The following is a 14,937-nucleotide window of genomic DNA, read 5'->3' on the forward strand; positions in this document are numbered from 1 at the left end:
TTATATGTATTTTATGCTTTACGTAGTACAGGCTCATTGTTCAAAAACACCATAAAATGATCAAAGTACTGACTCATCGATTGTGCATCATAAATTTTGCCGAGTTTATCGAAGCGTTTATATCCGAGTTGCGTGGTGAGATTGATGACACCGGTTAAAGTTTTATCCACCACCATATTAAATTTCAGCATTTTTTTCGGTTCACGTACCAAATGCGTTACCCCTGCATCGACCACTTGTGTGAATGCTTTCAACGCGAGCGGCACATATTGATTTTGCCCTTCTTTCATTTGACTGACATAGGCAAGCAAGTCGGTGGCTAAAGAGGCATCGATCGGATAATGCATATAATGCTGACCATCTTCGCTGTAAAAACGTCCATATAAATAATTTACCATCGGTACAAGGCGGTCATTGCCAAAAAAAGACACCGACCACGGCATATATTTACGGGTCGTTTCACGTATTTGCTGAATAATTTTTTCGGATTCATTGTCTCCAGACTTATTCATGCGCGCCATTTGGCCAAAAACTTGATCTAAAATTTCACATGCAATATCCGCTAAATTATCCCCTAAGGCTTTGGACTGACTTTCTGTTTCACCTGCATTGAGTTTTTGATGAATTGTCTCAAAACGTTGATATGTCGTAGGTTGAATCTTTAAAGAAATAGAATAAGTCATTTGATATTGCTCCTTTTATCTTAGTTTTGGGATCAATGGATACTTCTTATCTTAGGTCCTATCATACGGACTCTTTTATTTACTGCCAAATCCTAAAAGTTAACATTCGCCCAACATCCCTAATTCACCATTTTTTTTGCTACAATAGATCTAATTTTTTATCCACTTTTGATCTGTTTAGACTATGACTGATTCAGCGCAAAATATTGCTACGACCTACGATCCGACCGAGATCGAAAAAAAATGGTACAAGACTTGGGAAGAGAGAGGCTACTTCAAGCCATCTCAAAAAGGTGATTCATTCTGTATTATGATTCCGCCACCAAACGTCACTGGTAGCTTGCACATGGGTCATGGTTTTAACAATGCCATTATGGATGCGTTGACTCGTTATAACCGCATGTCTGGCAAAAATACCCTTTGGCAGCCGGGTACCGACCATGCAGGTATCGCAACGCAAATGGTTGTTGAACGTCAATTGGGTGCAGAAGGCATTAGCCGTCACGACCTTGGCCGTGAAAAGTTCATCGAAAAAGTGTGGGAATGGAAAGAACAATCTGGCGGGAACATTACCCGTCAAATTCGTCGTCTAGGCTCATCTGTAGACTGGTCACGTGAACGCTTCACCATGGACGAAGGTCTTTCTAACGCGGTTAAAGAAGTATTTGTTAAGCTACATGAAGAAGGCTTAATTTACCGTGGTAAACGCCTCGTAAACTGGGACCCTAAACTACAAACTGCCCTTTCTGACTTAGAAGTTGAGTCTGATAAAGAAGAAGCAGGTTCACTGTGGCACTTCAAATACTTCTTTGAAGACAAATCAATCCGCACCCACGATGGTAAAGATCACATTGTCGTTGCGACCACTCGTCCTGAAACATTGCTTGGCGATACAGCTGTTGCGGTTGCGCTTGATGATGAACGCTATGCAGCGCTTGTTGGCAAGAACATTATCTTGCCAATTACAGGCCGTGCTGTTCCAATCGTTAAAGACGAATATGTAGACAAAGAATTTGGTACAGGCTGTGTGAAAATCACCCCTGCGCACGACTTCAATGACTATGAAGTGGGCAAACGCTGTGAACTTCCAATCATCAACATCTTCAACAAAAATGCTGAAGTTCTTGCTGAATTTGAATACATCGCGAAAGCGGGCGAGCAAATTTCTAAAACCATTCCTGCCCCTGCGGACTACATTGGTTTAGAACGTTTTGCTGCACGTAAAAAATTGGTTGCTCAAGCTGAAGCTGAAGGCTGGTTAGATCAAATTCAACCGTACACCTTGAAGCCACCTCGCGGTGACCGTTCAGGCGTGATCGTTGAGCCACTTCTAACAGACCAATGGTATGTGAAGATCGCTCCTCTTGCTGAGCCTGCAATTAAAGCGGTTAAAGATGGCGACATCAAATTTGTACCTGAGCAATACAGCAACATGTACATGGCGTGGATGAACAACATTCAAGACTGGTGTATTTCACGTCAATTGTGGTGGGGTCACCGTATCCCTGCTTGGTACGATGCTGAAGGCAACGTATTTGTCGGTCGCGACGAAGCTGAAGTTCGTGCGAAAAATGGCATTGCGCCTGAAGTTGAATTGAAACAAGACGAAGACGTGCTTGATACATGGTTCTCTTCTGGTCTTTGGACATTCTCTACTTTAGGTTGGACTGGCGACGCGGCGAAAGATAAAGAAAACTATTTCTTAAACACTTTCCACCCGACTGATGTACTTGTAACTGGCTTTGACATCATCTTCTTCTGGGTTGCCCGCATGATCATGATGACCATGCACTTTATGAAAAATGAAGATGGCACACCGCAAGTTCCGTTCAAAACAGTGTACGTTCACGGTTTGGTTCGTGATAGCGAAGGTCAGAAGATGTCTAAATCTAAGGGCAACGTGCTTGACCCATTAGACTTGATTGACGGTGTTGATCTTGAAACTTTAGTACAAAAACGTACGACAGGTTTGATGAACCCGAAACAAGCGGCGAAGATTGAAAAATCTACCCGTAAAGAATTCCCTGAAGGCATTCAATCTTACGGTACGGATGCTGTACGTTTCACTTTCTGTGCGCTTGCAAACACAGGCCGTGACATTAAGTTCGATATGAAGCGTGTTGAAGGCTACCGTAACTTTGCCAACAAAATCTGGAACGCAACGCGTTTCGTGATGATGAACTGCGAAGAGCAAGTGATTGGTCAGGAAGTTCGTCAAGACCTTTGGGAATTGCCTGAACAGTGGATCGTAAGCCGTCTGCAAAAAGCGGAACAAGCGGTACAAACAGCATTCGCGACTTACCGTTTAGACTTGGCTGCACAAGCGATTTACGAGTTCATTTGGAATGAATACTGTGACTGGTATGTCGAGCTAACTAAGCCTGTTCTAAATGATGAAAACGTATCGGTTGAGCGTAAAGCTGAAGTACGTCGTGTTCTACTTGCTGTAATGGAAGCGTCTTTACGTTTGGCTCACCCGTTGATGCCTTACCTAACAGAAGAAATCTGGCAAACACTTGCGCCGAAACTGAACATTTCTGGCGAAACCATTATGTTGGCGCAGTACCCTGTTGCAGATGAAGCGAAAATCAACGAACAAGCTGAAGCAGATATGCAATGGCTACAAGGTTTGATTGGTGCGGTACGCAACATCCGTGGTGAGATGGGTCTAGGTAATGCTCGCTTATTGCCTGTTCTTCTGCAAAACACCACTGATGCGGAAAAAGCGCAAATCGCACGTATTGAACCGTTGTTCAAAGCATTGGCAAAAGTTGAAAGCATTACCTTCTTGGCTGATGCTGAACAACCACCATTGTCATCTTCTTCTGTAGTCGGTCATGTGTCTGTATTCGTTCCAATGAAGGGCTTAATTGACCCGAAAGCGGAATTGGGTCGTCTACAAAAAGACTTAGACAAGGTTCAAAAACAGCATGACCAAATTGCAACTAAACTTGCAAATGAAGGTTTTGTGGCGAAAGCACCTGCTGCTGTGGTTGAAGGTGAAAAAGCGAAACTTGCTGAGTTTGCTGATCAGTTAGCGAAAATTAAAGCGAATATGGAGCAGATTGCAGCGCTTTAATGTGTTGTTAATTTGATCTAATTCATAGTATAAAGGGCTGATTATTCAGCCCTTTATTTTTATAAAATGAACTTTGACGATATTCTTAATAATTTTGATCCACACAATAGTAAAAACTCATATAGAGACTTAAGTTTCTTTTTAGAAAAGCTTCTTGAGCATCATTTTGAAAAACAAAAAATCATATATCATCAGCTTTCAGCACCATTTTTCCCTTTTGATTATATTTTAGAAAATACATTCATTCCTGACTTACCGACTCCAACAGCAGTTGAGATTAAGATTATTCCTTCAGCATTGGCGGTTGGAAAAATCCTTGATAAATTTTTAAATCAAAAAGAAAAATTTCACCCAGAACCCAAGAGCTTGATTGTGATTTCCACCTTAAGTGAAAATGATATAAGTAGATTGTTTAAAAACAAGGAGCTAGATTTTCCATACAAGATTTGTGGAAAAGAATTTATAAGTAAGCTAATTCTTGAAAATATTGATTTTTCAAAAAACTTACTAACTAATTTATATAATATTAAATTTGAAGAAATATTCTCAAATAAAAATAATGAACAAAATTGGAAAGATGAACGGTCAAAACGAATCGAGCAATTAAAGCTTAAATATAAAGACGGAAATTTTTCTTTATTGTTAGGAGCAGGTGTTTCATGTGATGCTAAATTGCCATCTTGGGAACAATTAATCTCATCACTGTTAATAAAATATTTTTCCGAAACCCAAAATGCTGACAATAAATTTTCTCAGAAATCAATTAACACTATTTCAGATAATTTTAAGGAAAATCATTTTAATTCAGCACTACTTTCTGCTAGATACTTGAAAAAATCATTTACAAAAAATACTGAACCTTCTGATAAATTTAAAAATATTATTCATGAAATTCTCTATAACACAAAACAAATAAATCACAATTCAAAGCTTATAGAAGTTATAGGTCGATTATGTATCCCTACAAGACTAAGAGCCCATGTAGACTCAATTATTACTTATAATTTTGATGACTTAATCGAACAAAAACTCAAAAAACTCAACTTACATCATCATGTAATACCAAATGAATTGGAAACTTATAGCATAAAAGAACTACCTGTTTATCATGTGCATGGATTTATTCCAGAAAACCCTAATAACTATGATGATTATGTTGGAAATGAAATAGTATTCTCCGAAGATGGATATCATAAGATGTATTCAGATTCATATCATTGGTCAAATTTAGTTCAATTAACCCACCTTAGAGAAAAAAGTTGCCTAATGATCGGACTATCTATGGATGATCCTAATTTGCGGCGTCTTTTAGACATTGTTTCTAATCCATCAGTAGAAAGTAAACACTATGCTATTCTTCAAAGGGTAAAAGAAGGCTCTTTAATTAACAGTATTTCGACTGATGAAGAAGTTAATTTAGCTAGAAATTTTTTACAAAGCCACCATCAACTACAAGAGGCTATTTTTAAAGATCTTGGGGTTAATATTATCTGGTACGAAGAATACTCTGATATTCCTGAAATTTTAGAAATGTTATTACACTAAATTTATTACCCTCTCCCATAGGGAGAGGGAGCGTCATTTGATTTAATACTTGATTCACTTCCACCATGGAATTCCCTCTCCTTGTAGGAGAGGGTTAGGGAGAGGTATTTTTTAATTCAGTACAACTCTGCCACAAATCCTCCAACACCACCTCCATCCCACCCAACACATCATGATTCCAATAACGCACAACTTTTAAACCTAAAGCCCCTAAAAACTTCGTCCGTTCAGCATCATATTCTTGTCCATCATCCAATCCATGCTGACTACCATCTAATTCAATGACCAAACCAATTTCATGACAGTAAAAATCCACAATATAAGGTTTGATCACATGGTGACGCCGAAATTTAATATTCATAAATCGCTTGGCACGTAGGAGTTGCCACATAAAGTTTTCTGCATCGGTGGCAGTGTGGCGCATGGATTTGGCGAATATTAAAAGTTGGGGGTCGAGTTTATTGTTCATTGCATTTTACTTTTTATTATTTTATTTAGATTATCAAATTTTATTACCTCTCCCTAGCCCTCACTTGCGCTTCGATTTAAAGCAGTGCTTTAAAACTTACTCAGGAGAGGGAATATTCATTATTAAGCCGATTGACGGTATTTAATTAGATGCAGCTCCCTCTCACTTTGGGATGAGAAGCATTGCTTCGCAAGGGGGTGAGGGAAACGTGCTTTTAATGAAAAAAGTATCAAAGCACCCCATTCTCCAACAATACCTCCAACCCTTTCACCTTCTCCATATATTTCAAGCGTTCTTTTTCCCACTTCACTTGTTCTTTCAACACTGAAACATCACCATCAATCACCTTAAACACATCTTTCACCTGCATATTTTTCGGCTTCGCCTTTTCACTCCAATGAAAGCTATCCGTGATGTCATCTATTTGACTGGCTAAGCGTTGGCTTTGCGCTTCTAGCGCCATTTTATAAAACTTTAAATGTTCATCCGTTAAGGCCTTAGGGCTTTTGCCTTTATTGGTCTCAAGCTGTAATTGCAGCTTTAGTAAATAAAATAAATCCTGAGCTTCGTGGGCTTGGTTCACCACTTGCAGCAACTCAGTTTTTTCCGCTTTTTTCGTTTCATCAGGTTCACGGTCTGGATGAATCATGGCAGTGATTTTTAAATACACGGTTTTCAGTGATTGATTCACTAACTTTTCAGCTTGTTCACGTTTTTGCGCTAAGCGTTTACGCTGATGATCTTCTTTCTCACGTTGATATTGTTCGCTATCCCACGCTTCATAAGACTCGTATTCTTCTTCTGTTTCTTGTTCTATATCAACTTGACCTTCTACTTTGCTCTGTTCAGTTTGGGCCAACTTGACTTTTTTATTCAGCTTTTGATTATGTGCATGATGCTGCTGATAAAAGGCATCCACCTCTGCAACCTTTTCAAGTTCGGCAGTATTTAAGTAATTAGATATTTTAAGCTGCTTAGACAGTTTCGTAAGCTTTGCATCCAGCTGTGCTAAATCTGCTTTGGCAAAGTCTTCTTGCTGTATGTGCAACCAAAGCTGTGCAAGCTGGCGGTAGTACACCGCATGCAAATCACGATAGATCGGCACAAGTTTCAGTTGGATATAACTCTGGATTTCACTTTTGGCATTTTGCCAAAGCGCTAAGTCTTGTTTTTGCTGTTCAATTTGCTCAATCAGTTTGTTCAGCTTTTTATGCTGTGGGGATAAAGCTTCAGCACTCGGGAGTAGACTGACTTTTAGCTCAAAAGACATAAGCAAATTTAACGCAAAAAGAAAATTATAGCAGATCTAAGCACTAAACTTATGAGCAAGTTATATGAATCAACAATGGCTTTTGGTCCATTAACGCTCAAACCGTTGTAAATATTGACCCAACTCTTCTCGAACAACCACCTCATGTCCTGCATGACTTCGACTTTGTTCCAAGAGATGCTCTGAGTCGATCACTGCCACGCGATGACCATCTGCAATTAAACGATCGACGCCTTCAAAGAGCATTCGAACACCAACATTGTGTATCAAAGAAATATTGGTCAGGTCTAAAACGATATGGTTCTTCGCAACAGGTTCATCCTCTAAGATCCGCAGCAACATTTCCGACTCAGTAAATTGCAATACGCCGCGCAGTTCATACACCACCACCGAATGATCAAGGCCGCAGGTATAGCGACTTTGGACGATCGTTTGCGCTGAAGGTGTTCCCTCCATCACATGTAGCCCCATGTCCTTAGACAGTCGTTCAAATATTTCGACGCCCCGAACACTATTCCCATGTGTATCCAGTTTCGGACTAAAGACCGCCAGCCCAACCTGCCCCGGTAAAGCTCCCATGATGCCACCGGCCACACCGCTTTTGGCAGGAATACCGACTGTTGTCAGCCAATCACCCGCAGCATCATACATGCCGCAAGTCATCATCACACTCAACACTTGGCGCACCACCGAACGTGACAGCAACCGTTTACCTGTGGCTGCTTGCACACCACCATTGGCAAGCACACTGGCCATTTTTGCCAAATCTTTAACCGTCACTAATATTGCACACTGACGAATATAGCCGTTCACCACATTTTCAGGGTCTTCCTCAAGTACACCGACTGTGCGCAGCATGTAACCGATCGACAAATTTCGAAAAGCCGTCTTCACTTCAGACTGGTAAACAGTTTCATCAAAACTCAGCTCACGCCCTGCCAGTTCACTTAAAAATTCACGGAGTTTTTCAGCTCGAGTGCTGTACTCGTCATGCGGTAAAAGTGAATGTGTGGTGATTGCCCCCGAATTGATCATCGGGTTTTTCGGGGTATTGCTTTGTGGATCGAGCGCAATTTGATTAAACGCCTCTCCCGATGGCTCGACACCGACCTTTTGTAAAACGCTGTCTAAGCCAAGATGACGAATCGCTAAAGCATAAGCAAAAGGTTTAGACATCGACTGAATGGTGAACTCGACTTCGTCATCACCCGTGGAATAAATCGTGCCGTCTACGGTAGACAGTGCCAAAGCCAGTTTATTCGGATTGGCGTTAGCTAACTCAGGAATATAATCTGCCAAAGCTCCGTGCTGATTGGCATCGCAGGCATTGAGGACATGCTGTAAATAATCTGGAACAGGCGTTTTCATAAGGGCTATTTTTTGTTGTGTGCTTGTTTATTTATAACAAATTGAGCTGCATCTGTATAAGTCCTTATGGTGAAGACGCATTCTGAGCTAAAACTTGTATGTGCTGTAGGTTTAAATGGTGCATCATTTCTCGAATAAAAACGAAATAACTGAGTTGAATGATTGCCTGTTCACCAAATAGATTTTGATAATATTCAGTATGTTCAATCATTTCATTAAAGCCATGTTCTAAGCTTTGTCGGTCAATGCGGTGCGCATGTTCAAAAAAGGTCTGCGCCAATAGATGCAGCATCTCATCATTCGACTGAGCATAGCGCTGCGTCTGATAATCAAGCTGTAATCGTTCTAAAATTTCTTCAATTTCATAGATCAAATATTCAATCGCTAAAGCATCGAAGCGCTGATGTCGGACACATTTTTGTACCAAAGCCACTAAGCCATGATCAAAATGAATATTCCGTTGCTCGGTCTGAAAGTCGAGCTGCTCTAATCTGAGCTGAAATTGTAATTGCTGCATAACTATCGTTTAAATTATTTAATCTTCTGCCAAGTTTAACTCACGAAAGCTACGCACTTGGTTACGACCTTGTTGCTTTGCCATATACAGCGCTTGATCGGCCATACGCGTGACCATAGCAGACGGTGTCCCCTCAGTCGCAGTTGCCACACCGAAACTTGCACTAATCTTCAGCATTTGATGGTTGGCTATCATGGTTTCAGCTTCAGAAATGACCAATCGACAGCGCTCAGCTACATCCATCGCATGCTCTAAACTCTGATTTTTTAAAATTAAAATGAATTCTTCGCCGCCATAACGTCCAACCACATCTTGCACACGGGTATTGTCATTTAAAATTTGAGCAACACGTTGTAAAACGGCATCTCCTGCATCATGTCCATATTGGTCATTGATCAATTTAAAATGGTCGAGATCAAGCAAAACCACTGCAAATTCAGGCCGTGTCTGTTTGCTGAGTGTATCAAGTTCATGACTAACATAACGTCGGTTAAACACATTGGTCAGCCCATCGACACGGCTGAGGACTTCCATCTTTTGTTCACGGTGTCGCCACTGTAAAAGCAAAATCTGAAAAAATACCGCACTGACGAACAATATGGGTAAATACAACTCCGCCATACTCATCAGCCAAAAGGCATTGTCGTAAAACTCACTCTGTTTTAATGCTGGGCTGAAAATTGGTGCATATTCTAGACGGTCAATCGAGGTTTGATAGCAAATGTAGCCAATAAACAGTGTGATCGGAAATGTAATACTGAGCATAATTGCAGGACGATAAAAAACTAAACCGACCATCAACAAATTGACTGTTCCCGCCATGGTGGCAGGACTATAGATCCCGATCATATAGCCACCATAGATCATGCCGATCCCAAATAGGACGGGCGCAAAATAGCTAAAAAACAGTCTAAAATTTAAATATTTTTTGAAATAAAGACTGAGTACTGCCAATACGCCATAACTGAGTAGGACTATACAAGCGACGATGATCCTGAACTTGAGTTCACTCGGATTAAACCAAATCCGATTGGTCGAATAATAAAAATTCATGATGCACCACTTCAACACGCTAACTTGACTCAGCATGCCAAAGATGAGGAGTAAACGCCCTTTATCATAGTCAGACCAATTGATGATGAGATAGTCGGATTCAAATAAAAGATGCTTCAACTTACGCCATTGTACGCCCCAGTTCGTACAGACAGCATTGCCCCAGTTTTTCCCCATTAATCTACTTTTTTATTTTATTATTTCGCTAGTTATACAAGGTTTTAACTTCAAAAAGAATGCCTATTTTCACAGTTATAAGTGCAACATTTGAAGCCTTTAAACTTCACTTGCACCACTATTCAAATTACTTTTCCGCTATTTTTTAGCTCAATTGGTCATTTTTATATTTTAAATAGCATGGTTTATTATTCTAAACGCTCGGTGAATAAGATCCCGTTCAGATGATCGACCTCATGTTGCACGATCCGTGCGGGAAAGCCATTCAGGGTTTTCTCTTTGACTTCACCTTGAAGGGTCAAATATCGCACGTGAATTTGCTCGGCTCTCGGGACTTGTCCTCGTGCATTCAGCACACTTAAGCAGCCTTCTTCACCCAAAACCGTGGTCGTAGATCGAGATGTAATCACTGGATTGACCATCACGATCGCCTCCATTTCAGGCGCATCGGGATAGCGTAAATTTGCACGTGAAGCCACGATAATCACCCGCTTTGAAACATAAATTTGCGGCGCGGCAATGCCTACGCCTTGACCCTCAAGCATAGTGGCATGCAGTGTTTCACTTAGTGCAGTTAACCATGCAGAACCTATTTCAGATGCTTGTACCTCTGCGGCAGTGAGCGTCAAAATCGCTTCACCACGCTGTGCAACAGCAGCAACATTACTCATGTTTTTATCCTTTTTAAGTCTAGCGGGCTGAAATCACTTTAAAAAAACAACCATGCAATATGCATTATTATCGGTTCTGAGTATAAAACAACAGCGTGCTATGGCTTTGAATCTTTTGTGGTTTATATAGAGCACAAAGTAAAATAGTAGATCATACTACCCTATACCATTGATATTTATCATTTATACATCAAGGTACGCCATTATCTATTACCAATCATTCTTTAAGTTAATGCGACTTTATCTATATTATTTTGTTCTTAATTAATAATATTTTCATAACTATAAGTTTTTAATAAGGCAACAAAGTTTGATTATTCAATAAAAAATTGAATCACTAAAATCGTCAAATGCTATTTGCTGCTGGAAAATATTTGCATGGAAGCTCAGCCACGCCTGACTCGTCAAGATAAACGTACCCTCGGACTGTCATCCCTCGGTGGCGCACTTGAGTTTTATGACTTTGTCATTTATGTGTTTTACGCCAAAATTATTTCGGAACTGTTTTTCCCCACTGGCCTCAGTCCATTTTGGGCGATGTTGAATACCTACGGTATTTTTGCAGCAGGATATTTTTTCCGCCCATTGGGTGGTGTCGTAATGGCGCATTTTGGCGATTTGATTGGTCGTAAGCGTTTGTTTAGTTTGTCTATTTTACTCATGGCTCTGCCTACACTGATGATTGGTGTGATGCCGACTTTTGAAAGTATTGGTTATGCAGCACCACTTTTGCTCCTACTGATGCGTGTGATTCAAGGCATCGCGATTGGTGGTGAAATCCCTGCTGCATGGACTTTTGTTTCAGAGCATGTACCTGAGCAAAAAATTGGTATCGCCAATGGCTTACTCACTGCCGGCTTATCTTTGGGTATCTTGTTGGGCGCACTGATGTCTTTGTTTATTTCATTACAATTTACAGAGTCAGAAATCCATGATTGGGCATGGCGGATTCCATTTATTTTAGGCGGGATCTTTGGCTTTGTTGCGCTCTATCTCCGCAGTTATTTAAAAGAAACGCCTGTATTTAAAGCCATGCAAGAAAAGAAACAATTGGCTAAAGAGCTTCCAGTGAAACAAGTACTGCAACAGCACAAAACAGGCGTTGTGATTGGTATGCTGTTTACATGGTTCTTAACTGGCTGCGTTGTTGTGCTGATTTTAGCGATGCCAAATTTACTCACGGGCGCCTTTGGTTTTGAACGTGCCGATGCCTTTAAAATGCAAAGTGCCGCTATTGTGATGCAAATGGTCGGTTGTATCTTGGCAGGTCTTTTGGCAGATCGCTTCGGTGCGGGTAAAGTGATGCTATTCGGTTCCCTCCTTGTTGCGATAATTGCGGGAGTGTTCTATAACAGCTTGGGCCATGTGGCAGCATCGACCGTGTTTGCGCTCTATATGCTGCTCGGTTTGGCATCAGGCACGGTTGGTATGGTGTCTTATAGTATGGTGAAAATGTTCCCTGCACAGATTCGTTTCTCGGGCATTTCATTTTCATACAATTTGGCTTATGCCATCGCGGGTGGTATCACCTTGCCATTGGTTCAATGGTTGAGTTTATACAGCAACATTGGCGCCATGTATTATATATGGAGCGTCTGTTTGGTGACCTTCTTTACTGCGATGCTCTATCGTCAACGTTTTGAAAAAACTTCGCACTAAAAATAAAAAAGCGGTCAATGACCGCTTTTTTTAACTTGCTTTCAAATCAATTCAGGCTTTTAAATTTTTACGCAATTCATCTTCTACAATTTCAATCTCAAGCTGACTAAAACGACGAATTTCACCTTCTGCATGTTTTTCAAGTAATCCACCAAGCAGTGGAACTTTGACTTTCACCGTCCAGTCCAAATTGAAACTCACTTGTGTTGCATCACCACTGACACTTCGTTTACAACTGGCTTCGAGCGGTAGGTTCGGATCTAGTTTGACGTCAGAGGTTAATGCCGCCAAATTACTAATATCCGTACGTTTCAGACGAAACGCATCTTTTAAAAACTTCTTGGCAATATCTGGAATATTTACATCCAAGTTATAGGCACGTTTTAAGGTATACATATCACCTGTTTTTTTTGATTCTAAAATTTCTAGATTTTCACCCGGTATGCGTTTGCACACCGCTTCATGCAAGCTGATATCTGCGGCTAGTCGTTTAAAATCTTCAAGTGAAACGCCATGAATTGTGGCATTGACGGTAAATTGATGTGCCATTCTCGTAATCCTTCAGGTCAATATTGGTTTTATTGTTTTATTTCGCCCAGTCTACAGTTGCTAAAACTGTGCTTTGGATTAAATCGGAAAGCGCTGTGGCTGTCATTGACCTGAAACCAAGCTAGAAAAACAGAATTGCCATACTGCAACTCAGAGGGACTCTGCCCTAAAGGCTTTTTTGAAAGATTTGCCCATGCTGATTTTTCAACTCGAGCTGAAATTCCCAGCCCGCATCAATTTTTAAATACATCCCTGCATAGGACAACTTTGCGCACCAATGACCAAAGTCGAGGCTAAAAATATCAAAGCTGGCTTGTTCAGGAAGCTGTTGCATTGGTTTTGCATGTATTAAAGCGCTAGGTTCAAAAGACTTGCAGTGCGAGCCATAATGATGAAACAGTTCAAAACATAGCTGATTAAAAATTTCAAATGTTGAATCTTTGGGATCAAGTTGCGTCATTGCTTTAATAGCTTCCCATATCTTTTCATTTCTTCTTGCGCTTATTTTTATATTTCTATAACAAATCTTTGTGGTACTGCTTTTATAAATCTCAGTTTAATTTAAGTTGTTAATTTAACAGCATGCTATGCACTACACCATCCCGATCACGGTGTACCAATTTGATCGGTTGTGAATAATCGATCAAGATGCTTTGGTGTTTATAACTGATTTGGATGCCGTATTCATCTGCACCATCATCCAAACCGCTGATGCTACATTGCGTCCCTTGTGGAAATGCCTTGAGCCATTCAGCGTTATACACATCTGCTATTTGCTCAAACTGAAAAAAGCTCGCCTTTTGCTGCAGTAGAACCGTAGCTTGTCGGTCAAAACGCAGTTGCTGCTCAAGTTGAAAGTCGATAATCATGACTCTGCACGCTCTTTACTTATTCATCGGGATCGGATCATCGGCTATTAAAATCAAGCTTCGCAGACACCCAATTTTGCTTATAAATTCACAGAGGATTTTATGACATGTCTTAGACTCAAATGAACACAGCCACATTTCTTAAGGCATAAAAAAGGCACTTCTCATCGGGGTGAAGCCCGATTATGAAATGCCCTTTATGGTTACAAAGTAAATATATTTTTATAAATTGTCAAATTGGGAATGAAAAAAACATCTGTGGGCTAAATGGATAAAGCTTTCATCGCCTGTTGCTGCTGTTTATTTTTGACTTGTGTCCATTGCCACCAACCAAATGCCGCCAAGCCCACAAAACCTGCATACAACGCCGCAGTGAGATACAGGTCTTTGTATATAAACATACCCACATAGATAATATCGACAAATACCCAAAGCACCCAAGTAGCAATATGTTTCCGACTGGTCCAATACGTTGCGAGTAAGCTAAACGCGGCCAATTGTGCATCCAAAATTGGCACGGCTGCATCGGTAAAATAGTGCAAACTTAAACCAAAAATCAAACCACCCACCGCTGCTAAGAGCATTTGAAAGATCACGAGTTTGGTCGCAATCGGTTCAATACGAATGTCGTGGTCTTGTTGTTTGCCCTTCAACCAGTGATAAAAACCGTAGAAGTTCACCACTACAAAGAAAAACTGCAAAATGGTTTCGCCATAAAGTTTGTAGGTATAAAACAAGTAGGCATACAGCAAAAAAGCTGCAAAGTTAAACCACCAACACCACATATTTCGCTTAATGGTTAAACTCACCCCGATTAAGCTAATAATAACTGCAAATATTTCTAAGTTCGACATGGTTGATTGGGCCTTAAAAAAGCTGCAGCTATTATGGAAAAAATCAGCCCAAAGGCAAGCTATATCCTGCACTATTTCATATCAACTCTGTAAATTTTAAATCAAAACACTCATCCACCAGACGATGATTTTGATGTTTTGAACGCATCAGTTTTGACAGTTTTCTAACAATCG

Annotated in this window: 14 protein-coding genes; 3 read left to right on the forward strand and 11 right to left on the reverse strand. The window is 40.4% G+C overall.

Annotation, left to right across the window (positions count from 1 at the left end; all coding sequences use genetic code 11):
• Positions 1 to 11: 11 nt before the first annotated feature.
• Complete coding sequence (locus FTU16_RS00580) at positions 12 to 683, reverse strand: hypothetical protein (RefSeq protein ID WP_180083723.1); 672 nt, start codon at positions 681 to 683, stop codon at positions 12 to 14.
• Positions 684 to 867: 184 nt separating this feature from the next.
• On the opposite strand from FTU16_RS00580, the gene FTU16_RS00585 reads away from it, so the two are divergent.
• Both FTU16_RS00585 and FTU16_RS00590 read left to right on the forward strand, forming a co-directional pair.
• Positions 868 to 3,762 (forward strand): valine--tRNA ligase, encoded by a 2,895-nt coding sequence (locus FTU16_RS00585; RefSeq protein WP_180162468.1) that lies wholly within the window; start codon positions 868 to 870, stop codon positions 3,760 to 3,762.
• A gap of 66 nt (positions 3,763 to 3,828) precedes the next feature.
• Entirely contained in the window at positions 3,829 to 5,307 is a 1,479-nt protein-coding gene (locus tag FTU16_RS00590; protein ID WP_180162469.1) for an SIR2 family protein, read from the forward strand.
• 94 nt (positions 5,308 to 5,401) lie between these two features.
• Here the strand turns inward: FTU16_RS00590 and FTU16_RS00595 are convergent, their stop codons facing one another.
• From FTU16_RS00595 to def, 6 genes are all read right to left on the reverse strand, one after another.
• Entirely contained in the window at positions 5,402 to 5,776 is a 375-nt protein-coding gene (locus FTU16_RS00595) for an endonuclease domain-containing protein (RefSeq protein ID WP_180162470.1), read from the reverse strand.
• Between the two features lie 229 nt (positions 5,777 to 6,005).
• Positions 6,006 to 7,046, reverse strand: a complete 1,041-nt coding sequence (locus FTU16_RS00600; RefSeq protein ID WP_180162471.1) for a molecular chaperone DnaJ — start codon at positions 7,044 to 7,046, stop codon at positions 6,006 to 6,008.
• A 90-nt stretch (positions 7,047 to 7,136) separates the two neighbouring features.
• A complete protein-coding gene (locus tag FTU16_RS00605) occupies positions 7,137 to 8,414 on the reverse strand; it encodes a glutaminase (RefSeq protein WP_180162472.1) in 1,278 nt (425 codons plus the stop codon).
• 64 nt (positions 8,415 to 8,478) lie between these two features.
• Positions 8,479 to 8,931 (reverse strand): hypothetical protein, encoded by a 453-nt coding sequence (locus FTU16_RS00610; protein WP_180162473.1) that lies wholly within the window; start codon positions 8,929 to 8,931, stop codon positions 8,479 to 8,481.
• 18 nt (positions 8,932 to 8,949) lie between these two features.
• Entirely contained in the window at positions 8,950 to 10,161 is a 1,212-nt protein-coding gene (locus FTU16_RS00615; RefSeq protein ID WP_180162474.1) for a GGDEF domain-containing protein, read from the reverse strand.
• Between the two features lie 188 nt (positions 10,162 to 10,349).
• Positions 10,350 to 10,832 carry a peptide deformylase gene (gene def, locus FTU16_RS00620; protein ID WP_180162475.1) on the reverse strand — a complete coding sequence of 161 codons (483 nt, stop codon included), beginning with the start codon at positions 10,830 to 10,832 and terminating at the stop codon, positions 10,350 to 10,352.
• A 378-nt stretch (positions 10,833 to 11,210) separates the two neighbouring features.
• On the opposite strand from def, the gene FTU16_RS00625 reads away from it, so the two are divergent.
• Positions 11,211 to 12,491, forward strand: a complete 1,281-nt coding sequence (locus tag FTU16_RS00625) for an MFS transporter (RefSeq protein WP_180007554.1) — start codon at positions 11,211 to 11,213, stop codon at positions 12,489 to 12,491.
• A gap of 51 nt (positions 12,492 to 12,542) precedes the next feature.
• On the opposite strand, the gene FTU16_RS00630 is transcribed toward FTU16_RS00625, so the two are convergent.
• From FTU16_RS00630 to pnuC, 4 genes are all read right to left on the reverse strand, one after another.
• Positions 12,543 to 13,040 (reverse strand): DUF2505 family protein, encoded by a 498-nt coding sequence (locus FTU16_RS00630; RefSeq protein WP_180109767.1) that lies wholly within the window; start codon positions 13,038 to 13,040, stop codon positions 12,543 to 12,545.
• A gap of 166 nt (positions 13,041 to 13,206) precedes the next feature.
• Positions 13,207 to 13,500, reverse strand: a complete 294-nt coding sequence (locus FTU16_RS00635; protein WP_180162476.1) for a hypothetical protein — start codon at positions 13,498 to 13,500, stop codon at positions 13,207 to 13,209.
• Between the two features lie 109 nt (positions 13,501 to 13,609).
• Positions 13,610 to 13,909 (reverse strand): hypothetical protein, encoded by a 300-nt coding sequence (locus tag FTU16_RS00640; RefSeq protein WP_180023193.1) that lies wholly within the window; start codon positions 13,907 to 13,909, stop codon positions 13,610 to 13,612.
• Between the two features lie 263 nt (positions 13,910 to 14,172).
• Positions 14,173 to 14,763 carry a nicotinamide riboside transporter PnuC gene (pnuC, locus tag FTU16_RS00645; protein WP_078192228.1) on the reverse strand — a complete coding sequence of 197 codons (591 nt, stop codon included), beginning with the start codon at positions 14,761 to 14,763 and terminating at the stop codon, positions 14,173 to 14,175.
• Positions 14,764 to 14,937 lie beyond the last annotated feature (174 nt).

Origin of the sequence: Acinetobacter sp. YH12069, assembly GCF_013419675.1 — a bacterium.
GTDB classification, from domain to species: domain Bacteria; phylum Pseudomonadota; class Gammaproteobacteria; order Pseudomonadales; family Moraxellaceae; genus Acinetobacter; species Acinetobacter amyesii.

Bases quoted from the DNA above. Each gene is read 5' to 3' on its own strand.
- FTU16_RS00580 (WP_180083723.1), bottom strand. From the start codon at position 683: ATGACTTATTCTATTTCTTTAAAGATTCAACCTACGACATATCAACGT.
- FTU16_RS00585 (WP_180162468.1), top strand. From the start codon at position 868: ATGACTGATTCAGCGCAAAATATTGCTACGACCTACGATCCGACCGAG.
- FTU16_RS00590 (WP_180162469.1), top strand. From the start codon at position 3,829: ATGAACTTTGACGATATTCTTAATAATTTTGATCCACACAATAGTAAA.
- FTU16_RS00595 (WP_180162470.1), bottom strand. From the start codon at position 5,776: ATGAACAATAAACTCGACCCCCAACTTTTAATATTCGCCAAATCCATG.
- FTU16_RS00600 (WP_180162471.1), bottom strand. From the start codon at position 7,046: ATGTCTTTTGAGCTAAAAGTCAGTCTACTCCCGAGTGCTGAAGCTTTA.
- FTU16_RS00605 (WP_180162472.1), bottom strand. From the start codon at position 8,414: ATGAAAACGCCTGTTCCAGATTATTTACAGCATGTCCTCAATGCCTGC.
- FTU16_RS00610 (WP_180162473.1), bottom strand. From the start codon at position 8,931: ATGCAGCAATTACAATTTCAGCTCAGATTAGAGCAGCTCGACTTTCAG.
- FTU16_RS00615 (WP_180162474.1), bottom strand. From the start codon at position 10,161: ATGGGGAAAAACTGGGGCAATGCTGTCTGTACGAACTGGGGCGTACAA.
- def (WP_180162475.1), bottom strand. From the start codon at position 10,832: ATGAGTAATGTTGCTGCTGTTGCACAGCGTGGTGAAGCGATTTTGACG.
- FTU16_RS00625 (WP_180007554.1), top strand. From the start codon at position 11,211: ATGGAAGCTCAGCCACGCCTGACTCGTCAAGATAAACGTACCCTCGGA.
- FTU16_RS00630 (WP_180109767.1), bottom strand. From the start codon at position 13,040: ATGGCACATCAATTTACCGTCAATGCCACAATTCATGGCGTTTCACTT.
- FTU16_RS00635 (WP_180162476.1), bottom strand. From the start codon at position 13,500: ATGACGCAACTTGATCCCAAAGATTCAACATTTGAAATTTTTAATCAG.
- FTU16_RS00640 (WP_180023193.1), bottom strand. From the start codon at position 13,909: ATGATTATCGACTTTCAACTTGAGCAGCAACTGCGTTTTGACCGACAA.
- pnuC (WP_078192228.1), bottom strand. From the start codon at position 14,763: ATGTCGAACTTAGAAATATTTGCAGTTATTATTAGCTTAATCGGGGTG.